Here is a 26,348-nt window from a genome sequence, read left to right as displayed (position 1 = left end):
GCAACCGACCAGCCAATTGCACCCGGTAGCCCGATAGTTGATGTAACGGATACGCCCTATGTGTTTATTCCTGAGCAGTCGCGTCAAAATCATTATGTGTTTTTACAAGATATTTGGAATATCGCTAACGATTGGCAATTAACCGCCGGTTTACGCCACGACAACTATTCAGATTTTGGCAGCACAACCAACCCAAGGCTGGCGTTAGTCTGGTCGACATCTTTAAATTTATCGACAAAATTATTATATGGGCAGGCCTTTAGAGCGCCTTCGTTTGTTGATATGAGTGCAATCAATAATCCAGCTAATATTGGCAACCCTAACATTCAACCTGAAGAATTAGAAAACCTCGAGCTAGTTTTTGATTATCATCCAGCGCAAGACTTTGGTCTGGTTTGGAATATTTATAAATACACATGGGACGATATAATACAATTAGTTCCACAAGCGGGTGAAAGCTTTTCTTTAGCCTCCAATAATGGCATTCAAACCGCCTACGGTACGGAGTTTGAGCTAAATTGGCAAATAACACCGGCTTTGGCCTTACGGGCCAATGCTGCTTTTACACAAGCTGAAAATAGTAAAACGAAAGACGACGTGCCATTAATTGCAGCAAAGCAATACTTTGTGCAACTTGATTGGCAACCCATGGATGCGGTTAGCGTTAATTTTAAAACGCATTTTATTACCGATCGCGCCCGTGAACTGAGCGACAGTCGGCAGCCAATCAAAGATTATGCAATATCGGATTTAACGGTCCGCTGGCAACCAAAAGCACTACCGATAGAGCTCTCTTTATTAGGTAAAAATATATTTGATAAAGATGCGCGAGAACCTGCGGTTCATTTACCCAATGATTTACCTTTAGCGCGTCGTGCATTATATGGCGAACTGCGTTATCAGTTTTAAGTCGTCATAATCAAATAATATTAAGGCAATAGTAAAAGTAATATTAATTTACCTGAGCTTTGAATAAACTAAAACACGAGTATTAATTATTTATGGCTAAATATTCAGTCTGGATTAAGCTAAATATAAACGCTATATTGAAGCATTTAAAACTAAAATTTCTCAACTACTAGTTCACCTGACCGGGTTAAATTGTATGAAATTGTCTTGTTATTTCTATGCTGTTTTATCTTCAGCTTTACCTTTAATTATTTCTTCCGCTAATGCAGCCGACTACACAGAGTATGATGATGACTTGCTTGATAGCTTTTATGGCAGTGAAGAAATGGTTGAAATCGCGACAGGCGTTAAAACACAAATTTACAAAGCCCCTGCGGTGACTAATGTGTTTACCGCTGAGAAAATAAAAAATATGGGCGCGACGGATATCGACGATGTGCTCGAAACCGTGCCTGGATTACATATACATCGTGATCCTAACGGCTATTTGCCTCTTTATACTTTTAGAGGCATTTATTCAAGTGTCAATTCTCAAGCCTTAATGTTGATTAATGGTGTACCCATCACAAATAGCTTTAGAGGTAACAGAGGCCAAGTTTGGGGACGAATGCCGGTTGAAGCTATTTCTCGTATTGAAATAATGCGGGGGCCTGGCTCTGCTGTATTTGGCGCCGATGCGTTTGCTGGTGTTATTAATATCATTACTAAAAATGCGGACGATATTTTACAAAATGAAGTTGCTGTACGTGCAGGTAGCTTTAATACTCAAAATATGTGGTTAACCTTTGGGGGAAGCTCTGAAGAACTAAAATATTCGACCGTTATTGAATACAGTAAATCAAGTGGTTCAAATGAGCACGTAGAAATTGATCGGCAAACAGCCAATGATATAGTTCACGGCACTAATGCTTCACGCGCCCCTGGTAATGTGTCTAAAAGACATGAATCCTTGGATATACGCACCGAGATAAATTATTTTGATTTTACATTCAGAGCCGGTTTACAAGACAGAAATAACCAGGGAGGAGGAGCTGGGCTTGTATCTGCTCTTGACCCCGATATTAGACAAGCGAGCAAACGTTGGAACATCGATTTAAATTATAATGCGCAATTAACCCCCAACTTTAAAATCACCACGCAGGCTACTTATTTTAATACAAGCCAGGAAGTGAAAAATCAATACACGATTTTTCCAGCCGGTTATGCGGGGGTTTTTACCGAAGGATTAATTGGTAACCCGCAAGTGTGGGAAAAACATACTCGACTAAATATAAATGCGCAGTATACCGCTATTAAAGATCACTCCATACGCGGCGGTTTCGGTTACCACAATGCTGATATGTATCGAATTGAAGAAACTAAAAACTTTGGTATCGACCCCAGCACGGGTTTACCTATTGCGCCTGGTAGCCCTTTGGTTGATGTAACGGATACGCCCTATGTGTTTATACCTGAGCAATCGCGTCAAAATCATTATGTGTTTTTACAAGATATTTGGAATATTGCTAACGATTGGCAACTAACAGCCGGTTTACGCCACGACAACTATTCCGATTTTGGCAGCACTACCAATCCAAGAGTGGCACTTGTTTGGTCTACGTCCTTGAATTTGTCGACTAAATTATTATACGGCCAAGCTTTTAGAGCGCCTTCATTTGTCGATACGAGTGCTATAAACAATCCTGTTAATATAGGTAACCCTAACATTCAACCCGAAGAGATGGAAAGTCTGGAGATCGTGTTTGATTACCATCCGGCGCAAGATTTTGGTCTAGTTTGGAATATCTATAAATACACGTGGGATGACATTATTCAATTAGTCCCGGTGCAAGACGAAAGCTATTTTTTGTATGCCAATAATGGTGTTCAAACCGCTTACGGAACCGAATTTGAAATTAATTGGAAGTTGTTACCAACATTAGTGTTACGCGCTAATGCTGCTTTTACTCAAGCTGAAAATAGCAAAACAAAAAATGATGTTCCTTTTGTTGCGGCTAAGCAATTTTATGTTCAGCTTGATTGGCTGTTTGCAGATGAAATTAATGTGAATTTTAAAACTCATTTAATTGGCGAGCGCTTAAGAGATGAAACTGACTCACGCAATGCACTTAAAGACTATGCTATTTCTGACTTGTCTGTGAGGTGGCAACCTAAAAATTTACCAGTAGAGCTTTCTCTATTAGGTAAAAATATTTTCAACAAAGACGCTAGAGGTTCGGCTTTGCATTTACCTAATGATTTACCGTTGCCGCTTCGCTCTATCTATGGTGAATTAAGATATCAATTCTAATTAACACACTATAACGTTATCCAAACTCAATTAAATTAAGTTTTTAAGGTTGGATACTTTACTCAATTTTATAACCCACACCATAAACTGTATGAAGTAGGGTGAGGCATAATTTGAGTGTTATTTTTGTATATACCCAATTCACTGGAAAATCTTCTAGTCACTTTAGTATAGGTATTTCATCGCTATATTTATACGGAATATAACGTGTAAATATAGTGACTTTGCACAATTGCTGCACTTTTAGCAGGTAAATTTAGACTCAAGAATTTTGATCCCCCCTATGCAAAGTGTTAAGAGGACTCAACAAAATGAAATTATTATATAAAACGGGTTTAACGTTTGCGTTAGCCGCTTCATTTAATATGGCTTTTGCCGAGCCAGAACGTCCGTCTCATTCACGTGAAGGTCATCCGCCACCACCAGAAGCGATTGAGGCGTGTGCAGGTTTAAATGCGGGCGAAGCGGTATATTTTGTGACTCGCCGAGGGCATGAAATCGAAGCGACTTGCCAATATATTGAAGAGGAACAATTATTGGTGGCGGTTCCGAATAATCCAAAACCTAAAAGAAGAGATTGATTTTTTGTTTAATCACGCTGCATTCGCGTTAGCTTGATTAAGGTTAATACCAATCCGTAATAATAAGAGTCCACTTATTAATATGAATTGGTATAACACGATTGAAATAAATTTAAGCATAAGCGGCTATGTCGTTGTCGTTAAATCATGCATAGCCGCTTTTTAGTGTTTTACATTGTTAATAACCTTATTAATAACATTAACGCTGTCTTGTTTTATTAAATTGGTTAATTTCAGATTGCTTAACTAAGTAATATAGAGCCGGTAATATCAGTAAGCTGAGTATGATTGCGCTCGTCATGCCGCCAATCAGTGGTGCTGCGATGCGACTCATTACTTCCGAGCCGGTGCCAGTGCCATACAGTATGGGTAATAAGCCGATAATGATAGTGGCTACTGTCATAATCACGGGGCGTATACGTGAACCCGCGCCAGTTAAAATAGCTTGTTGATAAGCCTGCTGGCTAATAATATTGTGCTTAGTTTGTGTTTTAAGCTCGGCTATTGCTTGGTTTAAGTAGACTAACATGATCACGCCTATTTCTACTGCGACGCCCGCTAAGGCAATAAACCCAACGCCGACTGCGACTGAAAAATTAAAACCTTCAAAATACATAAGCCATAAACCGCCAATTAATGCCATCGGCAGTGTGCCGACTATCATGGCAACTTCACTTATCCGCCTAAAATTTAAATACAACAAAATAATGATAATACCTAACGTGAGTGGTAGTACATAAGCTAATTTGGTTTTGGCTCGTTCTAGGTATTCAAATTGACCAGCCCAGGTGAGGGCGTAACCCGGCGGTAAAACGAGTTGATCGTTTAATATAGTTTTAGCGTTGTCGACATAAGTACCTATATCAATGTTGTCGATATCGATATAGGTCCAGCCATTAATGCGCGCATTCTCACTTTTGATCGCGGGTGGGCCGTTTTCAATATAAATCTCGGTGACATCGCCCAACACAATATGTTGGCCCTGTGGGGTGACCATCGGCAGTTGTGCAAGTTGCTCGGGCGAATCTCGATAATCTTGTGGATAGCGCATATTGACAGGGTAACGTTCTTGCCCTTCAATGGTTTGCGTTAAATTTATACCGCCAATGGCGGTGGCGATCACTTGTTGCACATCGGCTATGTTTAAACCGTAACGACTTGCCTGTTGGCGTTTAATGTCTATTTTAATATAACGTCCGCCGGCCACTCTTTCAGAATAGACTGATGCCGTGCCCGTCAATTGATTTAGAATGTCTTCGATTTGTTGACCTATCGCTTGAATTTTATCAAGATTTGGGCCTGCCACTTTGATCCCAACAGGGGTTTTTATGCCGGTAGCTAACATGTCAATTCGGGTTTTAATGGGCATTACCCAAGCATTGGTGACACCGGGTATTTTTAATAAGCTATCGAGCTCTGCTGTTAAGGCTTGTGTTGTTAAACCGGCTCGCCACTCTGATTTTGGTTTAAGTTGAATAAATGTTTCGATCATGGTGAGTGGTGCGGGATCGGTGGCGGTTTCAGCTCGGCCAATTTTGCCTAAAACATTTTTGACTTCCGGCACGGTTCGGATCAATTTATCGGTTTGTTGTAATAATTCACGTGCTTTACCAATAGAAAGCCCAGGGTATGTTGTTGGCATATACATTAAATCGCCTTCATCCAACGGTGGAATAAATTCGCTACCCATTTTACTGGCGGGATAAAAGCCCAAAATCGTGATCATAACGGCCACGAAAATACTTATTTTGGGAAACATCAATACGCGTTTTAAAACGGGCAGATAAAGTTTTATCAATAAGCGATTAAGCGGATTTTTCTTTTCAGGCATAATTTTACCTCGAATGAAATACCCCATTAGCACCGGGACTAATGTGATCGCCAGAACGGCTGAAGCCGCCATCGCATAGGTTTTTGTATAGGCTAAAGGTGAAAACATACGACCTTCTTGCGCTTCGAGTATAAACACCGGTAAAAAACTGACTGTGATGATCATCAAACTAAAAAAGAGAGCGGGGCCAACTTCGCTGGCCGCTTTAATCACTATTTGCCATCGTTTTTCATTAGATAGAGGCTTATCTTTGGGCTGCATTTCTAGGTGTTTATGCATATTATCTATCATGACGATGGCCCCATCTGTCATTGCGCCAATCGCGATCGCAATACCGCCGAGTGACATGATATTGGCATTGATACCTTGAAAATACATAATAATAAACGAGGCTAAAATACCTAAAGGCAGCGTGATAACCGCGACGATAGATGAGCGAATATGGAATAAGAAGACAGCGCAAACGAGGGCAACCACCGCGAGCTCTTCAAGTAATTTTTGCCAAAGATTTTTGACTGCGCTGTTGATTAGGTCGGACCGATCGTAAACCGGAATTATTTCTACGCCGGCCGGTAATGATTTTTTTAACGATTCGATTTTATCTTTCACTGCGGTGATCGTTTTTTGCGCATTTTCGCCAAAACGCATCACCACAACGCCTCCCACTACTTCGCCATCACCATTTAACTCTGCGATCCCGCGGCGCATTTGTGGACCTAAATTAACGCTAGCAATGTCGCTAATGGTTAATGTTGTGCCTTGATTATTTAAACCGAGCGGTATTTGCTCAATATCCGTAATCGATTTTATATAGCCGGTTGCGGTGACCATGTATTCAGCTTCGGCTAGCTCGATAACCGAAGCGCCTGTTTCTTGATTACCTCGCTGAATAGCCAGTTGCACTTGTGCCAGTGACAAGCCATAAGCGCGTAATTTATTGGGATCAACTTGTACTTGGTATTGCTTAACCATACCGCCAATGGCTGCGACTTCTGCTACCCCTGAAACGGCTTGTAATTCAAATTTTAAAAACCAATCTTGAATACTGCGCAGTTGGCTTAAATCGTGTTGTCCTGTTTTATCTTGCAACGCATAAAGGTAAACCCAGCCAACGCCGGTGGCATCTGGGCCTAACTGTGGTTTGGCATTATCGGGTAACGTAGGCGTTACTTGGCTTAAATATTCAAGCACCCGGCTGCGAGCCCAATATAAGTCGGTGTCATCATCAAAAATAATGTAAATGTAAGAGTCGCCAAAAAAAGAATAACCTCTTACCGTTTGCGCCCCCGGTACCGATAACATGGCACTGGTGAGCGGGAAGGTCACTTGATCTTGTACCACTTGCGGTGATTGACCGGGGTAGCTGGTTTTGATGATGACTTGAACATCTGATAAATCAGGCAAAGCATCAATCGGTGTGTGTTTTAAAGCAAATAATCCACCAAACGTGAGCATTAGCGTTAATATCACAACAAAAAAGCGATTATGCACTGACCAATTAATGATAGTAGCTATCATGTTTGCCTCCTAATGGTTCGTGTGCATGTCAGCAGACATGACATGAACAGGCTTAATGGCGGTGATGATAAAATCATCTGCGACTTCAAAAGTGAAGGTAACGTTCATGGCTGCTTGCAGTTGGCTGATATCAAGGGTTTCTGCCAGTTTGAAATCCATTGTGGTGGCTTCTCGTCCCCATTTTTTGATGGCGTCACGGCTAATGTTAAGGGTACGACTGGAAATGTTAATTTGATTAATAACCCCGTTAACGGTGGCACTGGGTCGAGTTTGGTTGGCTTCTGGCATTAATTCATTCGAGCTTGTTGACTTGATCATTGCGGTGGCTGATGGTTTATTTGACATGCGAATAAAATCTGAATTTTTGCTTGATTCTGAATCAATTAAAAAGTGGGCAGAGGTGACTATGTTGTCATACTGAGCTAAGCCTGCGGTGATCTCAATAAACTCATTATTCGTTTGGCCTAGGCTAACGGCAACCGATTTAAAGTGTCCAGCGCCCAGCGCTTGCACAACACGGTTTTGTTTACCAGTGCGTATTACGGCACTTTTAGGCACAAGAATCGCCGGTTGCTTAGCGTGTGTTGTAATAACAACTTGCGCAAACATGTTGGGTTTTAAGGTTAAGTCGGTATTGTTGAGTTCAATACGGGCGCGCAGTGTGCGTGTTTTAGGGTCTAAGCTGGGGTAGATATAATTGATGACGCCTTGCCATTGCCGTGTTGGTAAATAATCAAGTGTTATGGATACGGCTTGACCCGTTTTAATGCGGGCGGCATCACGCTCAACGATGTCAATTTCAACCCAGATCGTGTCAAGTTGGCCAATGCTCATAATGGTTGTGCCCGGTTTAACGTAAAAGCCTTCTCGTATTTTTAAGCCATCAACCACCCCAGATTGCGGAGCATAAAAAGTGATCGACTGCTTTACTTGTTTGGTTTGGCTGAGTGTTTGTATAAATTTGTTTGATAATTGCAGTGCTTGCAAACGGGCTTTTGCGGCGGTTACCAACGCTTGGTTATTGCGTTTTAAGGCAATTAAATATTCTTCTTGCGCGTTAACTAATTGCGGTGAATATAAAGTATAAAGCGCTTGGCCTTTTGTGACCGGATCCCCCGTTGCTTTTACATATAAAGTGTTGATCCAGCCTTCTACTCTTGGATGAATATGCACTACATTGTTCTCATCGTATTGTATCGTGCCAAGGGTATAGATGGGCTTTTGCAAAGGTTTGAATTCAACGGCGGCGGTACGCACACCTAAATTGTTGATGATATGAGGTGATATTTGTATTGTGCCTGGGCTTGATAAATCACTTGAATCTGTTTTGGCATATACGGGGACAAGATCCATGCCCATGGGGGATTTACCGGGTTTATCTCGACGGTAATTATCGTCCATTGGTGCGACCCAATATAAGGGTTCAGCGGCTGATTTTTTATTGCCAGCCACATCAGTAGAGTCAACGGTTGCTAGATTATTAAGTAAGGTAAAACCGATAAAGCCAATAAGCACACCGATCGCAAGGCTCATTATAACGGTACGGGGCTGATATTTAATTGGGTTCGACATTAGTTAATTCCTAATTTATGCATTTCATCATTGCCAGGCGCGATAAAAAAATAGTTAAGGCGCGCGATTGTTTTTAAAGCATCGATGTCTATTTTTAATGCGGCTATTTGCGCATTTAATTCTGCGATTCTGGCACTCACTACATCTGAAAAACGGCCATCGTCGTGTGTATAAGCGGTGAGTGATGTTTCGGCTTGCTCATGCATTTGTGTTAAAAGTTGCTGGTTGTATAAGGCTTGCCGTTTAGATAGGTGTTTTAATTGCGCTAACTCTTGCGCTATTTCGCTCATCATATCGTTAAGGCGTAAGTCTTTTTCTGTTCTAACCGCTTCGGCACGTAAAATACTGCCTTCAACGGCTTTATCTTGTTTATTACTTGTAAACAGTGGCACATCAAATGAAATCCCAATTGAAAATAAATCGGGCCGGTCTTGCGATCCCATCGGTGAATTTTGAGTATCAACTCGATAGGCATAGCTGGCATTAACCCCCCATTGCGGTTGGTACTGCGTTTTAGCTAATGCGGTGGCTTGGTGCGCTATATCTTGTTTGGCATCTATTATTTTCATTAATGGATGCTTGTTTAGTTGTTGGGCTATTAGGTGCGGCTTATAAGTAAAACCTTTTAACCATCTTGCCCCTGTCAGCACAAGCCTTGGGCGTTCATTACCGATGGACGATATGTCTGCTTTTATGCTGTTTAATCGAGTTGTCGGCAACCATTTTTGCAATTGTGCGAGTGCAGTCGCTCGTTTTTGTGATTGTATTGTTATTCTGTCGTCTAATTGAATGAGTTCGAGCTGGGCGCGAATAACATCATGTTGACGGGTTTTACCGGCAGTAGACGCATAGGTGGCTTTAGCAATATCAACCATTTGCACAAACAAGGCTTTATCTTGTTTAATTAAGCTGAGCGTTTGCTGGGCTAAATAAGCGTCGAGCCAAATCTGCGTCACCTGTGTTTCAATTTTAGCCAAGCGGTCAGCTCGCATTAAAGGGTATTGTGAAGCTTCTATTTTTAAGGCTTGTTGCTTTATGGCTAACGCATCGCCGCGTGGAAATTGTTGGCTGATGCCGAGTTTTATTTGGCTCATGCCATCTTGATTTAAGGCTAGGTTATCGGTTGGTATATTTAAAAAACCAAGTGATACGGTTGGATCGGCTAATGTACGCTCACTGATACTTTTAGCGAGAATGGCTTGCTGGGTCAAATGATTACCTTGTAACCAAACATCATTTTGTTGCGCTTGTTTTATTGCTTCGGTTAACGATATGCCGTTAACTTGAAGCTCAATTTGGCTTGCGTATACGGTGTGGTAACCGCAAAAAAATATCAAAATAATACGTTGCACATTTAATAAAATCGTGTGGTTAAATAAACGCCATAATGCGTTTTTTAAAGTGTATAAATACATGTTTTTCACCAGCGTGTCTGGAAAATTGATCAATAACACAGCCGTGCTGTGTAAGGTTTAGCTATGATATATTTGAATTTACAAAGTGAACGGTGCGCTAAAATTTAGATGCACTGATCCTGGGCTAAGCCAGTATGGGTGGGCGATAGAGCGAGCTTATGGTTAATTGTTGAATGTTGAGTTGAGTTGAAACTATTTTGGCGGTTGATAAAGGCTGCGGATAATGTAGGTTTGTGTTGGCCATAAAGTTAATAACGGAAGTGCAGGCATGCGTAGGGCATTTGCATTCTTCACCGCAGCAATCATCATTATTTTGCATGCTTGTGTGGTTTGTGTGTTCAGTAGAATCGTTATTGACTGGCGCATGCATCTTGCTGTGATCCATGCTTGCGTGATCTATTACAGAGTGACCCATTGCCGCATGATCCATTTCAGCATGACCAATTACAGAATGACTTGATACAGGGGCATTAACTTTAAGCTTAGCCTGCGCATTAGCGTGATCAATCATACGATGAGTGTTACCTGGCATTTCACATTTCATGGTAACCGACACGAGCAATTGGCCAGTAAAGGCAATTAGCATAGTCAGCACGATGAGTGTGTTAAAAAATGTCAGTTTCATGGTATGAAAGTTCGTTACCTTTTATGTCTTTAATTATTTCTCTAATTATTTCACGAACGTAGCGTTAATTTTTTACTAAAGCGGCGTCAGCGGTTTATAGACCGTTATTTAAAATTATAAAACAGTTTAAAATTATAAAACGCTTTAGCTTTAGATGGTATCGCCAATCGTTGTGTCTGTAAAGCCCTCCGCTAAAACCTAGGCTCAATGTTTTTGTTATTATAATAAAACAATGAGTTTAGTCGGTGATGCGTTGTAAATATTTTTTTTCAAATATCAAGTATGCATCGGCACACGCCATCATTAATAAGCTGGCATCTTCGTATACAACATCCCCGGGCTGCAACGTATTTGTTTGGGCTAAAAATTCAATATGACTGGTATGAAAGCACTGATCACCCAGAATAAAAAAAACACCATAGTGGCCATATTGGCGGTGTAATTGCTTTAATTGCTTGGCCTTAAATTGAAAATTTAAGGTGCGTTCTGCTTGTGTCGGAATTGGCCACTCGGTCGCTAAAGCGGCATTTTGCGGTTGGGCTTGATTATAAAGATCTTCGATTTTTATTAAAAATTGCTGACATAACTGAGTTGCTAACGCTTGTATTTTATACGTTAAACTATTGAGTGAATCATCTTGAGTTATTGCTATAGGGGCTTGCACTATAATATCGCCCGCATCAAATTCATCTGTTACTTTGTGCAAGGTTACACCGGCAGCATCGGTATGTGTAAGCAAATAGGCTAATGGGGTCATGCTGCGGCCTAACGGCAGCAGGGTCGGGTGAATATTAAAAGCATATTTAACCGATGTTTGCGGTATTTTATGTAAGTATTCGGCAATTACAAACATGTCTGTTGATGATTGTGCTAACTCAATTAACATCGCGGCGGGTGGTTTTTCGCTGCTATATTCAATGTTATGTTGCTGGCATATTTTAATCACTTTGTGCGCGTTATCTTCAGGTTCGTTAATGTATACTCTTTGGATAGTATGACCCGCTTGGATCAGCGCTGATAAGCAACCGCTAAATAAATCATTGCCAAAATAAATAACATTCATGCTTAGTGTTTTTCCTTTGTCGCTTTTTGTATTGTCGCTTTTTGTATTGTTGCTTTATTAAACGTCTCATGCAATTTAATGCCCGTTAACACACGTTATGCCTGACTATGTCACGTCGTGTTATTTGGGGCGTTTAATGTCATTTTAAATAGGGTTGGCACCATTCAGTTTACGACTTAGATCGTATCCATTCATCAATATTGTCGCCTAAAATATTAAGCGGTACCGGACCATTTTGTAACACGACTTCATGAAATTCGCGTATATCAAATTTTGCGCCTAACGTTGTTTTTGCTTTTTCGCGTAAAGATAAGATTTCGAGCATACCCACTTTATAAGCAGTCGCTTGTGATGGCATCACAATATGGCGCTCAACCATTTTAACCGCGTCAGATTTAGCATTTGGTGTATTGTTTTCATAATATTCAATACCTTGTGCTCGGGTCCATTGCATCGCATGAATACCGGTATCAACCACTAAACGACAAGCACGCCAAAGCTCCATCGCTAAGCGGCCAAAATCAGAGTAGGGGTCTTGATAAAAACCAATTTCTTTTGGAATGTATTCTGAATATAAACCCCAGCCTTCGATATACGCGGTATACATCGCATAACGTCTAAATTTAGGCATGTCTTGTATTTCTTGCGAAAGTGCGAGCTGCATATGATGACCCGGTAAACCTTCATGGTAGGCAAGAGCGGCCATTTGGTAGGTTGGCATGGCACTCATATCATATAAATTAGCGTAGTAAATTCCGGGTCGACTGCCATCTTCGGCGGGTTGCTGATAAAAGGCTTTACCGGCAGCTTGCTCACGAAAAGGTTCAACCGCTTTTACCGTTAATTTAGCTTTGGGTTTAGTGATAAATAAGGCATCCAATTTGGTTTTCATGGTATCAATCAAATCGGTTGCTTCGGCTAAATAACGGGCTTTGCCGGCCTCATCATTGGGGTAGTAAAATTGTTTGTCGGTGCGCATAAATTGCATAAAGGCGTTTAAATCACCTTTAAAACCGACTTTATCTTTAATAACATTCATTTCATTATGAATACGGGTAACTTCACTTAAACCTATTTTGTGGATCTCTTGTGCGGTTAAATCTGTGGTTGTGGTGCGTTGCAACATAACGTTATAAAAATCGTTGCCACGTGGCAGTTTCCAAACCCCATCAAGGTTATTGGCTTGTTTTTCTAATTGCTTAATGTAGCTAATAAATGTTTTATAAGCCGGTTGTACCGATTCGGTTAAGGCGAGTTCAGTTTTAGCGAGTAGGGTTTGCTTTTCAATATGTTGTTTGTGGGTCAATAATTTATCTATTTTTTGCTTGAAATCGGCATAAATAGGGTTGTCTTCACCGGTAGTGATGGGGCTACCTTTAATGATATTTTCGCTGGTTCTAATAACATGTTCAAATACAAACTTAGGTGGAATTATCCCTGCCTCTGCCCGCGCTTTTAAACCCTCAATAAGCTGTTTGAAATAAACTGGAACTGCATTTAAACGCGCTATATAAGCTTCTGCATCGGTTAGGCTATCAATGCGGTGTTGATTAATCAGTAATGCCGGAATATCAGAATGCGCGCCAAACATTTGATTAACCGGGTAATCATGTAAACGCCATTGGTGGTCTGCAATGTCATTAGATAATTGCTGATGCAACATGTGATAACTCACTAATGTTTCTTTGTCGAGTTTGGTTTTGTTTATGTTATTGAGTCTAATTAGTTGCTGTTTTATTAAAGCATGAGTTTGCGCTTGATAGTCAGCTGATAGATTATCCCATTTATCATTTTGGGTTTTGCGGCCTAAATACGCTTGGCTCATTGGGCTGCGGGCAACTTGCTCTTCAAATATTTGTTCAAACAACTGCTTTACTTTTTCAGATTCATTAGCCAATTTATTCTGTGGTGAGGTGAGCTGTGCTTTGGCTGCTGTTTGTTCGGTAGCGGTTTTTGGGGCTTGGTCACATGCGGTTAATAAGCTTAAACCTGCGGCAACTATGCCTATTTTATATTTCATTATTTTCCTTAACACTCACAGTTGAAATCGTAGCTATTTGACTGATTTAGTTGTTGATAAAACACATTTATTATTATGATTTTAGATTAGCATTTATTTTTGAAAGAGTTAAAACTTATTAACTCACTCCCTTTATTATTGGGGGCTCAAATAGGTTGAATCGTTATATTGTTTACAACCACCCATTTTGATGCGCTATTCTGGCGGCTTCTACTCGGTTTTTGGCATTAAGTTTGTTTGCGGCTGACGATAAATAATTACGGACGGTGCCGCTTGATAAAAACAGCTTTTGTGCGATATCGTCGGTTGATAAGCCGTCTTTTGCTAAACGTAATGCTTGACGCTCTTTTTCTGATAAAGGGTCTTGTTCCATCCACGCATTTACCATTAATTCGGGAGCGATAACGCGCTCACCTTGATGCACTTTGGCTATTGCGTTAATTAACTCTTGAGAGGGTGAGTCTTTGAGTAAATAGCCTGTTACGCCAGAATCCATGGCTCGGCGCAAATAACCACTGCGCGCAAACGTCGTTAATATAATAATTTTTCCGGCAAAATTATCTTGGTGTAAATGATGGGCTAGATCGAGCCCGGTCATATCGGGCATTTCAATATCGGTGAGGACTATATCAATTTTAAGGGCTGGGTTTTCTTGTATGAAAGAGAGGGCTTGTTTGCCGTTGGCGCAACTGGCCACTACGTTTATATTATCTTCTAAATCTAATATGGTGGCCAATGCGTTTAGCAGCATCGTTTGGTCTTCAGCTAATAAGATATTAATGACTTTCATTGGATCAAACTCTCTCGTTCTTTATGCCGTAAGGGATGCTAATGGTTGTTTTAGTGCCTTGGTTTTCATGTGCTGTTACATTTGATTTTACTGAAACATGGCCTGCCATTTGCTGAATACGTTCTTCAATGCCTTTTAAACCAAAACCCTTTAACCCTAAGTCTTTTAACCCCAGCCCCGGGCTCTGTGTTTCTTTAAAGCCTTTGCCGTTATCTTCTACGGTTAATATTAAGGTGTCGTTTAAGTGGTTTATTTGAGCGTTCACTAGGGTCGCTTGTGCATGTTTAATAATGTTAGTCACGAGCTCTCTGAGTACGATCGCAAGTTCTTTATTGGCATATAAATCGAGGGCGAGCTCATCAGGGGTGATGCTATTTAATTGATAGTTAAACTCAATATCCACACTCGCCAAAACATACTTGGCATTGGCAAGCTCACTCATTAAATCACTACTGCGGTAACCTGAGACAACTTCTCTGACTTGTGATAACGCATCACGTGAGATGTCTTCAAGTTGCTTAATTTCCAGGCGAGCTTTTTCAATATTTTGATTTATTAGGTTATGAGTTATTTGGTTATCAGCCTGTTGAGCCGAATTGTGTTCTACGCCTTTATTTAATAACCGGCCGGCTAAGTCTGCTTTTAGGGTGATAACAGAAAACGTGTGACCCACTAAATCATGTAAGTCGCGTGCGATACGTTCGCGTTCAGCTATTTTGGCTAAGCGTTTGGTTTCATCTTGCGAAAGCAAAAGCGCTTTATTTTTTTCTTGTAAAGCGACTTGGTAGATATTCACTAAACCAATAATAAGTGTAAACGGAATACCAGGCAGATAAAAATAGGGCGATAATGTAAAAATAATACTGATACTAATGAGCCAAAAAACGAGGCCAAACAAAGCCATAAACGCGTATTTTTGGCTGGGTAATCGGCAACAAAAAGCAGCCGCATAAATAAATAAGGTTAACGCACTCACGGTATATAAAGTGCAAACGGTAGCAAGGCAAACCAGTAAACAGATGTAATTAAAAACGTGTTTACTGCTAACCCAATAACTACGAAAATAAAGGATTAAAAATATAAGACTCGCGACAACGGTATAAAGCCAATGACTATATTGACTCGAAAAATAAAAAACAGGTGCAAAGAAAAATGGCAAATAAACAAGCCACACATAGGGCATTGATTGTTTATTGATATTGCGAGGCAATAAAAAAGCATCAATTTTTTTTAGTCTTGTCCATTTGCCATTATTTTCCATTTTATGCTTGCCTTTTGTTTGATGCCATTATTGCCAAAGCTAAAAAAATAACACTGAACAGGGCTAACATCACTAAATGATTTAAAACACTACCGCCCATGTCTTGCTGAGTTACTTTTAGCGCCAGTTGCGATAAATGATAAGGTGGTAAATAATTCGCTAAAGATTGTAAAAAGCTGGGCAACATATTAATGGGCAGCCATAAGCCCGATAAAAAAGCCATGGGTAAATAGATAACATTAACAATAGCCGCTGCACTTTCAGCTTTTAATATAAACCCTAAAGTGAGGCCAAGTAAACAAAAGGGTAAGCCACCCAAAAGTAATGTTATTAATAACAGTAAACTTTGCGAAAGTGTTAGGTTAACACCGGCAACGACAAAAGCGACAAAGCCAAGGCTGATGATAATAATGAATGAAAAGACCATCGAGACGATTATGCGGCTGACAATATGAGCTGATGCCGGCATGGGTGATGCTTCTTTAATGTCTAACCAGCCTTTACCGCGTTCGACGGCAAGGCCTGAACCAAATGAGAACAACGCCGGTCCCATGACACCAAATGTGCCATACGTTGCTAATAGATAAGTCGATGCCTCTATATTATTTGCATTGATTAATACGCCAAAAAATAAATAAAAAATAACAGGGAACAACACCGCCGGGATAGCGAAAGACGGGTTACGGATCGTTTTTAACCATTCAAATTTTGTTTCTAACCAATAAAGCTTAGTGAGATAGTGTTTGTTTGAAGGCTCGCTATGTTGATTTAAGATTGTTGTATTCATGCCGCATCCTTAACATTTTTTGTTACGTTTTTATCTAATTGTAAAAAAGCTTCTTCTAAACCGGCTCGCGTCACCGTAAGCTCTTTTAAATCTGGTTTTATCGTTAATAGCTCAATTAACGTTTGATTACCTTGGTTACTTTGTAACTTCGTGTATTTACCATATTGATCATAACTAATGACGCCCGTTATGTTCGCAACCTTAAATGGAGTAGCTGGCGTAATAAATTGGATAGTCGTTGAGCTGACGCATGACTTTATTTTTTCATTCGATCCTTTTTCAATGACACTGCCTTGCTTAAGTAAAATCACTTCATCCGCTAGACTGTCGGCTTCTTCAAGGTAATGGGTTGTAAGTACAATCGCGGTGCCGGCCGCTTTAAGGTCACGTATTGTTTGCCATAATTTTTGCCTTGCGGTTATATCCATACCGACTGTGGGTTCATCTAAAAACAGTAGCTTAGGGTTACCGCATAAACTGAGTGCAAACAATAAGCGTTGCTTTTCACCGCCTGATAGTTTTTTTGAATAGCGGTTTTCGATATGTTCGAGCCCGGCGTAAGCTATTATTTTTTGATATGCCATTGGGGTAGGGTAATAACTACGAAATAATTCGATATGCTCTTTTACTTTTAGCGTATCGGGTAACGAAGCCACTTGTAACATAGCGCCCGTTTTTTGTTTAGCATTTTGTGAGCCTGCGTCTGACGAAAACACACTGATTCTGCCTGAATCGGGTGTTAAACGACCCAATAGCATATTAATCAAAGTGGTTTTACCTGCACCATTTGACCCTAAAATAGCCAGCACTTGATTAGCTTTAATATCAAACTCAACATTGTTTAAGGCGAGTTTATTATCAAATTTTTTATGTATTCCTTTTATTGAAGCGATGATATTTGAATTAACGTTTTGCATATCGTTTCCTTCTTAATGTTTACGATAATGCTATTTTGACCAAGATGAGCCTGAAATATTAGAGGCAAATGTCATGAATATGAGATGACAAATGTCACTTTTTCAACTGAGCGTTAAATTAAGGTACTGATATTAAAGAAGCGTGTTGCGGCAATTTTTAGGATTAAATGAAATAGGATTAGAGATTAGAGATTAGAGATTAGAGATTAGAGATTAGAGATTAGAGATTAGAGATTTCGGTGTTCCAATAGATAAGTTTAAAATAAAATTAATATCCTCAAACCCAATAAAAAAGAGTGGCAAGCCACTCTTTTTTTTGTATTAAGATTAAGCGGTTTAAATTATAAACCTAATTTTCTTAATTCTTTTGCAGCGACTGGTGCCGGCAAAGGAATGTAACCGTCTTTTTCTACGATTTTTTGACCTGTTTTAGATAACAACATTCTTAAAAACTCAGCTGTCAGTGGGTCTAAAGCATTGTTTGGGTGCTTGTTAACATAAACATATAAATAACGTGATAATGGGTAAGAACCTGATGTTGCATTTTCCATTGTAGCATCAATAAAGTTAGTGCCTTTTTTAGCTAAAGGTACTGTTTTAACACCAGACGTTTTATAACCAATACCTGAGTAACCGATTGCATTTAGTGAAGATGAAATTGATTGAACAACAGATGCTGAACCTGGTTGCTCATTCACGCTATTTTTGAAATCACCTTTACATAAACCTTTCTTTTTGAAGTAACCGTAGGTACCTGATACAGAGTTACGACCGAAAAGCTGAATATCTTTACGTTCCCACTCACCCGTTAAGCCCAATTGACCCCAACGAGTTACATCTTGATCTGAGCCACATTTACGTGTTGAAGAGAAAATAGCATCAACATCTTTAATGGTTAAACCTTTAATCGGGTTATCTTTATGAGCAAAAACGGCTAATGCATCAATTGCAACACGAACGCCTGTCGGTTTATAACCGTAACGTTTTTCGAAAGCTTCAATTTCTTTAGACTTCATTTTACGGCTCATCGGACCGAATTGAGAAGTACCTTCAGTTAAAGCGGGTGGAGCCGTTGAAGAACCTGCAGCTTGTACTTGAATAGTTACATTTGGGTAAATACGCTTATATTCTTCTGCCCAGAAAGTCATCATGTTTGCTAAGGTATCAGAACCCACAGATGATAACTTACCTGAGATACCGCTGCTTTTTTGATAATCAGTTAAGTCTTTATCGATAGCAATTGATTGCGATGCGAATAAAGTAACTGCGGTGAATCCAACTATTTTAGCTAGTGCTTTAAGTTTCATTTCAAACTCCAAATAAGAATTTTTATCTTTTTTAATTGCGATGAAGTGTATTACGCTTTTGTTTCATTAATATGACAGTTGTCATAAAGTCGATTTATTTATTAAGGTTTATTGGTTAACCATTTTAGGTTATTGACAGGCGTGTTGTTTATTACTAATTAGGCATAAAAAAGGCTGTTAAAAACAGCCTTATTCTTTGAGATAGGGTAGAACGAATTTTAGAATTTATGTTCTAAACCTAAGCCTAAATAACCACCATCGGCTTCATTAGACATGGCTTCGTCGTTATCAATACGGCTATACCAAGTATAAGCTTTAGTCGCACTTGATAGCTTATAATCAACACCTAAAGTGATGATTGACTTATCAGCAACACCTTTTTCATCTGCTGTTTGATATTGTGCTTTTAATGTTGTTTCGCTGATTTTATAGCTTGTGCTTACCATAATACCGTCAAGTTCACCTGAGCCATCAACTTTTTCAGAACGTTGGATAATACCACCCACTTTTAATGCGCCAAATTTAGCTTGAGCATTTAAACGTACGGTATCGCGGCCTTTTATTTCGCTATCTGATGCGATCGCAACATAGAATTTTGATTTTTTAAGTTTCGAATCACCATAGCTAACCGCCAATGAAACGCCTGCTTTAGCGTCTACGTCATCTGATGCTTCTGTAATATAAGTTGCGGCCGCTTTAAAGCCATTAAATGATTTTGATTTTAAGCTAACTGCATTCTCTAAGCGGTTTTCACCTTGTTTTTGCCACAGCGTTTTTATATCGCCTTTGTAATCACTAAAGATATCTATTTTACCTTGTGATTTTTTTAGTGCAGTATCAATTCGGCCAATGACAACTTCACCGTAGCTACCTTTTACACCTAAATATTGGTTACGAGCCGATAAGTTGTCAGTTTTATCATCAATATTAACTTGCCATTCGTATTTATAAATAGCGGTTAAACCATTGTCTAATTTGTATTCTCCAGTTGCACCAATTCGCGATGCATTGCTGACTATATCAGAATAAGTATCTACACCTTCATCAGCAACGACAAAAGCTAAATTTGCTTTACCGTAAATTGTTAAAGCCTTATCTTGCTCTGCAGCTAGCGCGGTTGTTGCAAAAATTGAAGACGCTAAAAGCGTTATTTTCATTGTAGATTTCATGGTGTTATCCCGTTCAGAATACTAAATTGTAAAACTAAATATTTGAGCCTTAATGACATTGTGACATTATTATTAAGGTCTCATTACGTTATGAGGGATATAATATTTCACTAATGTGACATTTATATTACATATGACAATTTTGTGTAATTTTTATGACAAGGTTGTATTCGGGTATTTGTTTTGAATTGAAGATGATGAAGTGATTACAAAAAAGATTAGGCAATAAGCCGGTTTAAGAAGCAGAAAAGAGGCAGGTAAAGAAAAGATGAGGTGCAACTTGAAGGTTACACCTTATATATAGTCAAAGCGATCGGGTTTTAGGGGAGGCCGTCAAGCTTCGAGACCCCATGAGCATATGCTCTATTATGTGATTGGGGCGAGTAAGCGCTGGCAATGAACCATAAAACCTGAGCGAGAAGACTATATTTAATTGTTTTCTAATGTTGCTTGTATTTGCTCGCGATTAAAATGGCGAACATCTTTACCTTTAATAAAGTAAATAACATGTTCACTGATGTTTTGACAGCGATCACCAATACGTTCTAATGAGCGTGTCGCCCACATGACATCCATGACTTTAGGAATAGCCCGAGGGTCTTCCATCATGTAAGTCATTAATTCACGAGTGATGGATTCGTATGTTTTATCAATTTTTTTATCCATTTGATAAACTTCAAAAGCTTCATCACAGTCCATTCTTGCAAATGCATTGAGCACTTTAGACAACATAATTAAAACTTTGCGTCCCATATGGTCTAAATCAACTAAAAATTGCTTTTGATCATTGTTGTATTTGTCTCGTGTTGCTTTTACGATGCGGCATAGCTCGTCACCAATGCGTTCTAAATCGGCAATGGTTTTGGCAATCGCTAACACTAAGCGTAAATCAATGGCAGCAGGTTGACGTTTAGCAATGATGCGGGTGCATTCTTCATCAATAACGGTTTCGTAGCTATTCACTTTCTCATCAGTCGCAATAACATGGTCAGCCAAACTACTATCCATGTTAGTAATTGCGTCTAACGCATCTTTGAGTTGGTTTTCAACTAATCCGCCCATTTCAAGTACATGACTTAATACTTGTTCCAGCTCGTCGTTAAATTGACCTGATATATGTTTATTTAAATTTAATTCCATTTGAGTCCCCTTAACCGTAACGACCAGTAATGTAATCTTCTGTTTTTTTAATGCTCGGTGCGGTAAATAATTTATTAGTGTCTGAATATTCTATTAGCTCACCCATAAACATGAAAGCGGCATAATTAGATACTCGCGCAGCTTGTTGCATATTGTGAGTTACAATAACTACAGTATAGGCTTCTTTTAAATCATTGATCAGTTCTTCAATGGTTAAAGTTGAAATTGGGTCTAGTGCTGAAGTGGGTTCATCCAACAATAACACTTTAGGCTCGATGGCAATGGCACGTGCAATCACTAATCGTTGTTGCTGACCACCTGATAGGCCAAAAGCACTATCATGTAAACGGTCTTTTACTTCATCCCATAACGCGGCTTTACGTAATGACTTTTCAACCGTTTCGTCGAGTATACGTTTATCGTTATTACCTTGAATTCTTAAACCATAAACCACATTTTCATAAATTGATTTTGGGAATGGGTTAGGGCGTTGAAATACCATGCCGACGTTTTGACGTAAAGATGCCACATCGACATCTTTATCGTAAATGTTTTTACCTTCAAGCTCGATTGCGCCGTCTACACGACATATATCAACCAAATCATTCATACGGTTAATACAACGAAGTAATGTTGATTTACCACAGCCTGATGGGCCGATAAAGGCTGTTACTTTACCTTTAGGTATTTTCATGTCTATGTTGTAAAGCGCTTGTTTACTACCATAGTGCAAGCTTAGGTTTTTCATTTCTAAAGCTGTTAGTTCTGGTGTTAATTCGCTTGGATCAATTGCATTAGTTACTTTTGCGATATCGGGTGCTACTGAAATCATAAATTTTGCCTATGTAAACGCTTTAATTAGTGTTCTAAAGATTTGTATTTTTCACGTAAATGGTTACGAATGCCGATTGCCGTTAAGTTAAGTGTAACAATGACACTGACTAATAAAAATGCGGTGGCATAAACCAATGGTCTTGCAGCTTCAACATTCGGGCTTTGAAAACCTACGTCGTAAATATGAAAACCTAAGTGCATGAATTTTCTATCAAGATGAACAAAAGGAAAGTTGCCATCTAACGGTAATGTTGGGGCCATTTTAACCACGCCCACTAGCATAAGTGGAGCTACTTCACCGGCTGCACGTGCAACCGCTAATATTAAGCCTGTCATTATAGCAGGGCTAGCCATTGGAATGACAATGCGCCATAACGTTTCAGCTTTTGTTGCACCAAGTGCTAAGCTACCTTGACGTAAAGCCGTGGGTATTCTAGATAAACCTTCTTCTGTTGAAACGATAACAACTGGTAAGGTTAAAATAGCAAGTGTTAATGCCGACCAGATAACACCTGGCGTACCAAATGTAGGGCTCGGTTGAGCTTCTGGGTAAAATAGGGCATCAATATTGCCACCTAACATGTAAACAAAAAAGCCTAAACCAAATACACCATAAACAATACTCGGAACACCTGCTAAGTTAATAACAGATATACGAACTATTTTTGTGATTGCATTTTTAGCGGCATATTCATGCAGATAAATCGCAGCAATAACACCAAAAGGTGTAACGATAATGGCCATCAATAACACCATGAACACGGTACCAAATATCGCTGGGAAAACCCCACCTTCGGTATTCGCTTCACGCGGGTCTTCTGATATAAATTTACCGATCTGTACAATGAATTGAATTGCTTTTTCAAAGACATTCATGTCATTTGGAAATTGTGCATCAAGCACTTGATAAACAGGAATAGAAACAACTTCTCCGCGCATATCTTTAACGAGTACGGTATCACGTTGCGAATCTGCTCTTAATGCCATTAACTGTTTTTCAAGCACAAGATAGTCAGCTTGCAGTGTTTTACGTTCAGCGTTTAGCTCTGCAATGATTTCAGCGGTTAATTTGCCTTTTAACTCATAAGAACGCTCTTCTAAACGCAACTCTTCAAGTTTGTAGTTGATCGATCCTATTTCACCATTTTGGATATCCATCATTTCATCGCTTAATTCAACTGCGCGATCAATAACCGACTCAAGGGCTTCGTATTTCGATTTATCTTTTATGGTTTTACCGTTTTCAATAACGCCTTCAATATAACCATAAAAATTACCATTTTTATTTCGTTCTATTTTAACTAAATCGGCATGTGCGGTTTTTGATTTGATATCAGTAGCTAATATCCATCTGAAATCTAAATCAACATATTCACGATTACCGGTTTTAATCAAAAAGCGCTCTATAATGTTGCCTTGAAAACCAGAAATATCGGTGCCTACCCCTTGTAAACGGCTAGTAGGGACTTCTTCTCTATCGTAAACTTCACCAATAACCGTTACTGGCGTTTTGTTTAACTCAAGTGAAAATTCGTAAATATTTGATGGCCAAAAATAAACAAGACCACGCCATGCAATTAATAGTAATAACCCAATAACAGAGATTAAGCTGATGCTAACGGCACCCGCTGTCATCCATATCCAAGGAGAACCTGATTTAAACCATTTATTCATTAAATAATCCTCCTACTTAAAGTGAACTGTATTTTTCACGCAGACGTTGACGAACAAACTCAGCGGCTGTGTTAAAGATGAAAGTAAAGACAAACAAGACAAATGCGGCTAAGAATAAAATACGATAGTGCGTACTACCCACCTCAGACTCTGGCATTTCGACCGCAATGTTAGCCGAAAGTGTGCGCATACCTTGGAAAATTGACCAATCCATTATTGGCGTGTTACCCGTTGCCATTAATACAATCATTGTTTCGCCAACGGCTCGGCCTAAGCCCATCATAATCGCTGAGAAAATACCCGGGCTCGCGGTGAGTAACACAACTCTAACCAGTGTTTGCCATTGGCTTGCGCCTAACGCTAATGAACCTTGAGATAGGTGTTTAGGTACTGAGAATACGGCATCTTCTGTGATAGAGAAGATAGTCGGTATAACAGCAAAGCCCATCGCAATACCCACAACAAAAGAGTTACGTTGGTCAAAATCGATACCTAATTCGTCGGTAATGTATAAACGCATGTCACCGTTAAAGAATAACGTTTCAATTGGCGCACTTACTGCAAAACAAGCCCAACCCACAAATAAAACAACGGGGATTAAAATAATTGAATCTAAGCCTTCAGGTATTTTGTTACTGATTGCTTTGGGTAAGTTATGAATAGCAAAAGCGACAAGAATAATTGATACCGGTAAAACCATAAGCATAATAACAATGCCAGGAAGGTTATCTTCAATAATCGGTGCTAACCATAACCCCGCTAAAAAGCCGAGTATAACGGTCGGCAATGCTTCCATTATCTCAATTGTTGGTTTAACGACTTTTCGCACCGGTGAGGGCATGAAATAAGCGGTGTAAATTGCCGCGGCTAATGCAATTGGCACAGAGAAAAGCATGGCATAAAAAGCGGCTTTAATGGTACCAAACGCAATGGGCACTAAACTGAATTTTGATTCAAAATCATCACTGGCTGAAGTTGACTGCCAGATGTAATCGGGTTCAGGATAACCTTCATACCACACTTCTTGCCATAAAGCCGACCAGGTTACTTCTGGGTGCTCGTTTTCTACATGAAAGAGTTGAAGTTTATTGTCGGCTTGTAAAAATACCGCATTAGCTCTTGGTGCAACGGCTAAATGAGTAATGCTGCCTTCAGTTAAGCTGTCGGTAAATAAAGTTGCTTCACTTGTTGTGTAATGAACGCCAAATTGTCCTTTTGCGCCAGTGGTAAAGAATGTTTTACGATAAAGTTCAGGGTAAATTGCATTAACTGATGCTTCTTCACTTTTAAATGAACGCGCTTTAACAAATTCACGTCCGTTTTTACCATTAATTTCAAACCATTGGCTGATAGTGCCTTCGTTGTTGGCAATGAGAATTGAATTGGCACCCGAAAGTAGGGCTGACGCGGTAATTTGGGTATTAAAGTCAGTTACGTTTATTTGATAAAGTATTTCAATCTCATCGATGTCTCTTATATCAATTACCGATAATAAAGTACCTTGAATAGCAAAAGCGCGACTTAAATCAGGGCTAATGTGTAATTGCTGAATATTGCCTTTGATTTGTTCAATCGCAACCGTTTCGCCAACCCATTCAATTTCATCGGTCATGAAATTTTCTTCAGCCAGTAATTGTTTATAAAACAACTCACCGCTGTCGTTGGTAAATATAAAACCTGTTGTTTCTTCAGAAATTGAAAAGGCGAGTTGAGTGATCGCATCACCTTCTTCACTTAATTCTAAAGGTGCATCGCCAAGAGGCATTCTATAGGTTGGCGTGATTTTTCTTACATCATTTGGAAAGGTTATTCTAAAGCTAGGCTTAACAACTTGAACTTGGCCATTTTCAAAACCATAAGCATATAAGTTTAAGTGAGGTGCAGATTGTGCAAATGAAGTAACTTCACTTTGAAAATCAAAAGCATGTTCAAATATTTTTGCACCTAAATTGGTGTGTAAGTCATAAAACTCAAGTTTAGAATCTTTAGTGAAACGATAAGCTGTTTCAAGATGTTCATCGACACCAATAGATAAAGTATTTAAGGGTTCGTTTAACGCTATGCTTTGATGGTGTTCTACATCCACATCATCAAAGATAGGCTTAACGACATAAAGCAGATAGAAAAAAATCATTAATAATGCCGCTAATACGAGTAAACCACCGGCGGTGACTCCATATTTTGCGACCTTATCTTTTACTTTTCTAAATTGGTCTTTATTAGACGTTTGTGTTAATTGCTGAGACATCATTAACCTTAAGCAGCTGAAGTTGCCGCGCAGTATATGATAATTTTATTACACTTTTGTTACAGCTGTCATATTTCAACGTAAGCCTTGATCTTTATCATTTTAAAGACTCAGATAAACGTTAGATATCGCTGTTAAAGCTTATTATCACGGGGTTTAAATTAAGATTGTTTTATAAATGAGTAGAACTTATAAAATAAAAATACAGCTATTGGCTTCAAGGTGAATGACGATTTTATGACCGTTATTGTCACTTTAAAATACGCTAATAGCGGTTTTAAATTATGGTTCTTTCATTTTGGTATATCGCTAAAGCTGATTAAGTGCTATATGCACTCGCAAGCACTTTGCAAAATTATGTATACGAAGATTTTTTAATTTTCGATACTCAAAAATG

General features: G+C 39.3%; 19 protein-coding genes. 3 read left to right on the top strand and 16 right to left on the bottom strand.

Going from position 1 to position 26,348, the window contains the following annotated elements:
* The 3 genes from DPX34_RS04640 to DPX34_RS04630 form a co-directional block, all read left to right on the top strand.
* A partial coding sequence (locus DPX34_RS04640) for a TonB-dependent receptor plug domain-containing protein (protein WP_157964617.1) occupies window positions 1–909 on the top strand: 909 nt, incomplete at its 5' end.
* A 196-nt stretch (window positions 910–1,105) separates the two neighbouring features.
* A complete protein-coding gene (locus DPX34_RS04635) occupies window positions 1,106–3,199 on the top strand; it encodes a TonB-dependent receptor plug domain-containing protein (protein ID WP_111977239.1) in 2,094 nt (697 codons plus the stop codon).
* Between the two features lie 311 nt (window positions 3,200–3,510).
* Window positions 3,511–3,780: a hypothetical protein gene (locus DPX34_RS04630; RefSeq protein WP_111977238.1), complete on the top strand. Its 270-nt coding sequence runs from the start codon at window positions 3,511–3,513 to the stop codon at window positions 3,778–3,780.
* A 199-nt stretch (window positions 3,781–3,979) separates the two neighbouring features.
* Here the strand turns inward: DPX34_RS04630 and DPX34_RS04625 are convergent, their stop codons facing one another.
* The 16 genes from DPX34_RS04625 to DPX34_RS04550 all read right to left on the bottom strand — a co-directional run bounded on the left by DPX34_RS04625 (window position 3,980) and on the right by DPX34_RS04550 (window position 25,954).
* Entirely contained in the window at window positions 3,980–7,129 is a 3,150-nt protein-coding gene (locus tag DPX34_RS04625; protein WP_111977237.1) for a CusA/CzcA family heavy metal efflux RND transporter, read from the bottom strand.
* Window positions 7,130–7,138: 9 nt separating this feature from the next.
* A complete protein-coding gene (locus DPX34_RS04620) occupies window positions 7,139–8,701 on the bottom strand; it encodes an efflux RND transporter periplasmic adaptor subunit (protein WP_232824655.1) in 1,563 nt (520 codons plus the stop codon).
* Window positions 8,701–10,116 carry a TolC family protein gene (locus DPX34_RS04615; RefSeq protein WP_111977236.1) on the bottom strand — a complete coding sequence of 472 codons (1,416 nt, stop codon included), beginning with the start codon at window positions 10,114–10,116 and terminating at the stop codon, window positions 8,701–8,703. The genes DPX34_RS04620 and DPX34_RS04615 overlap by 1 nt, the downstream gene beginning before the upstream one ends.
* Window positions 10,117–10,240: 124 nt before the next feature.
* On the bottom strand, window positions 10,241–10,741 hold the full coding sequence (locus DPX34_RS04610) for a hypothetical protein (RefSeq protein WP_111977235.1): 501 nt from the start codon (window positions 10,739–10,741) through the stop codon (window positions 10,241–10,243).
* 238 nt (window positions 10,742–10,979) lie between these two features.
* A complete protein-coding gene (locus DPX34_RS04605; RefSeq protein WP_111977234.1) occupies window positions 10,980–11,804 on the bottom strand; it encodes a formyltransferase family protein in 825 nt (274 codons plus the stop codon).
* 169 nt (window positions 11,805–11,973) lie between these two features.
* The gene (locus tag DPX34_RS04600) at window positions 11,974–13,824 is read right to left on the bottom strand and encodes a DUF885 domain-containing protein (protein ID WP_111977233.1); all 1,851 of its coding nucleotides are present in this window, start codon (window positions 13,822–13,824) and stop codon (window positions 11,974–11,976) included.
* Between the two features lie 172 nt (window positions 13,825–13,996).
* On the bottom strand, window positions 13,997–14,614 hold the full coding sequence (locus tag DPX34_RS04595) for a response regulator transcription factor (RefSeq protein WP_111977232.1): 618 nt from the start codon (window positions 14,612–14,614) through the stop codon (window positions 13,997–13,999).
* 4 nt (window positions 14,615–14,618) lie between these two features.
* Window positions 14,619–15,875, bottom strand: a complete 1,257-nt coding sequence (locus tag DPX34_RS04590; RefSeq protein WP_111977231.1) for a sensor histidine kinase — start codon at window positions 15,873–15,875, stop codon at window positions 14,619–14,621.
* Between the two features lies 1 nt (window position 15,876).
* Window positions 15,877–16,662 carry an ABC transporter permease gene (locus DPX34_RS04585; protein WP_111977230.1) on the bottom strand — a complete coding sequence of 262 codons (786 nt, stop codon included), beginning with the start codon at window positions 16,660–16,662 and terminating at the stop codon, window positions 15,877–15,879.
* Window positions 16,659–17,579 (bottom strand): ABC transporter ATP-binding protein, encoded by a 921-nt coding sequence (locus DPX34_RS04580; RefSeq protein ID WP_111977229.1) that lies wholly within the window; start codon window positions 17,577–17,579, stop codon window positions 16,659–16,661. The genes DPX34_RS04585 and DPX34_RS04580 overlap by 4 nt, the downstream gene beginning before the upstream one ends.
* Before the next feature lie 341 nt (window positions 17,580–17,920).
* Window positions 17,921–18,886: a PstS family phosphate ABC transporter substrate-binding protein gene (locus DPX34_RS04575; protein WP_111977228.1), complete on the bottom strand. Its 966-nt coding sequence runs from the start codon at window positions 18,884–18,886 to the stop codon at window positions 17,921–17,923.
* Between the two features lie 218 nt (window positions 18,887–19,104).
* Complete coding sequence (locus DPX34_RS04570) at window positions 19,105–20,055, bottom strand: porin (protein ID WP_232824654.1); 951 nt, start codon at window positions 20,053–20,055, stop codon at window positions 19,105–19,107.
* Between the two features lie 429 nt (window positions 20,056–20,484).
* Window positions 20,485–21,195, bottom strand: coding sequence for a phosphate signaling complex protein PhoU (phoU, locus tag DPX34_RS04565; protein ID WP_111977227.1), 711 nt, complete (start codon window positions 21,193–21,195; stop codon window positions 20,485–20,487).
* A 10-nt stretch (window positions 21,196–21,205) separates the two neighbouring features.
* Complete coding sequence (gene pstB, locus DPX34_RS04560) at window positions 21,206–22,027, bottom strand: phosphate ABC transporter ATP-binding protein PstB (protein WP_111977226.1); 822 nt, start codon at window positions 22,025–22,027, stop codon at window positions 21,206–21,208.
* Window positions 22,028–22,053: 26 nt separating this feature from the next.
* The gene (gene pstA / locus DPX34_RS04555) at window positions 22,054–23,703 is read right to left on the bottom strand and encodes a phosphate ABC transporter permease PstA (protein WP_111977225.1); all 1,650 of its coding nucleotides are present in this window, start codon (window positions 23,701–23,703) and stop codon (window positions 22,054–22,056) included.
* Between the two features lie 16 nt (window positions 23,704–23,719).
* On the bottom strand, window positions 23,720–25,954 hold the full coding sequence (locus DPX34_RS04550) for an ABC transporter permease subunit (protein WP_111977224.1): 2,235 nt from the start codon (window positions 25,952–25,954) through the stop codon (window positions 23,720–23,722).
* Window positions 25,955–26,348: the final 394 nt, after the last annotated feature.

This window comes from Algibacillus agarilyticus (assembly GCF_003286125.1).
Classification (GTDB): domain Bacteria; phylum Pseudomonadota; class Gammaproteobacteria; order Enterobacterales; family Alteromonadaceae; genus Algibacillus; species Algibacillus agarilyticus.
This window is presented reverse-complemented; position numbering and strand designations above follow the sequence as displayed.

Bases quoted from the DNA above. Each gene is read 5' to 3' on its own strand.
- DPX34_RS04635 (WP_111977239.1), top strand. From the start codon at position 1,106: ATGAAATTGTCTTGTTATTTCTATGCTGTTTTATCTTCAGCTTTACCT.
- DPX34_RS04630 (WP_111977238.1), top strand. From the start codon at position 3,511: ATGAAATTATTATATAAAACGGGTTTAACGTTTGCGTTAGCCGCTTCA.
- DPX34_RS04625 (WP_111977237.1), bottom strand. From the start codon at position 7,129: ATGATAGCTACTATCATTAATTGGTCAGTGCATAATCGCTTTTTTGTT.
- DPX34_RS04620 (WP_232824655.1), bottom strand. From the start codon at position 8,701: ATGTCGAACCCAATTAAATATCAGCCCCGTACCGTTATAATGAGCCTT.
- DPX34_RS04615 (WP_111977236.1), bottom strand. From the start codon at position 10,116: ATGTATTTATACACTTTAAAAAACGCATTATGGCGTTTATTTAACCAC.
- DPX34_RS04610 (WP_111977235.1), bottom strand. From the start codon at position 10,741: ATGAAACTGACATTTTTTAACACACTCATCGTGCTGACTATGCTAATT.
- DPX34_RS04605 (WP_111977234.1), bottom strand. From the start codon at position 11,804: ATGAATGTTATTTATTTTGGCAATGATTTATTTAGCGGTTGCTTATCA.
- DPX34_RS04600 (WP_111977233.1), bottom strand. From the start codon at position 13,824: ATGAAATATAAAATAGGCATAGTTGCCGCAGGTTTAAGCTTATTAACC.
- DPX34_RS04595 (WP_111977232.1), bottom strand. From the start codon at position 14,614: ATGAAAGTCATTAATATCTTATTAGCTGAAGACCAAACGATGCTGCTA.
- DPX34_RS04590 (WP_111977231.1), bottom strand. From the start codon at position 15,875: ATGGAAAATAATGGCAAATGGACAAGACTAAAAAAAATTGATGCTTTT.
- DPX34_RS04585 (WP_111977230.1), bottom strand. From the start codon at position 16,662: ATGAATACAACAATCTTAAATCAACATAGCGAGCCTTCAAACAAACAC.
- DPX34_RS04580 (WP_111977229.1), bottom strand. From the start codon at position 17,579: ATGCAAAACGTTAATTCAAATATCATCGCTTCAATAAAAGGAATACAT.
- DPX34_RS04575 (WP_111977228.1), bottom strand. From the start codon at position 18,886: ATGAAACTTAAAGCACTAGCTAAAATAGTTGGATTCACCGCAGTTACT.
- DPX34_RS04570 (WP_232824654.1), bottom strand. From the start codon at position 20,055: ATGAAATCTACAATGAAAATAACGCTTTTAGCGTCTTCAATTTTTGCA.
- phoU (WP_111977227.1), bottom strand. From the start codon at position 21,195: ATGGAATTAAATTTAAATAAACATATATCAGGTCAATTTAACGACGAG.
- pstB (WP_111977226.1), bottom strand. From the start codon at position 22,027: ATGATTTCAGTAGCACCCGATATCGCAAAAGTAACTAATGCAATTGAT.
- pstA (WP_111977225.1), bottom strand. From the start codon at position 23,703: ATGAATAAATGGTTTAAATCAGGTTCTCCTTGGATATGGATGACAGCG.
- DPX34_RS04550 (WP_111977224.1), bottom strand. From the start codon at position 25,954: ATGATGTCTCAGCAATTAACACAAACGTCTAATAAAGACCAATTTAGA.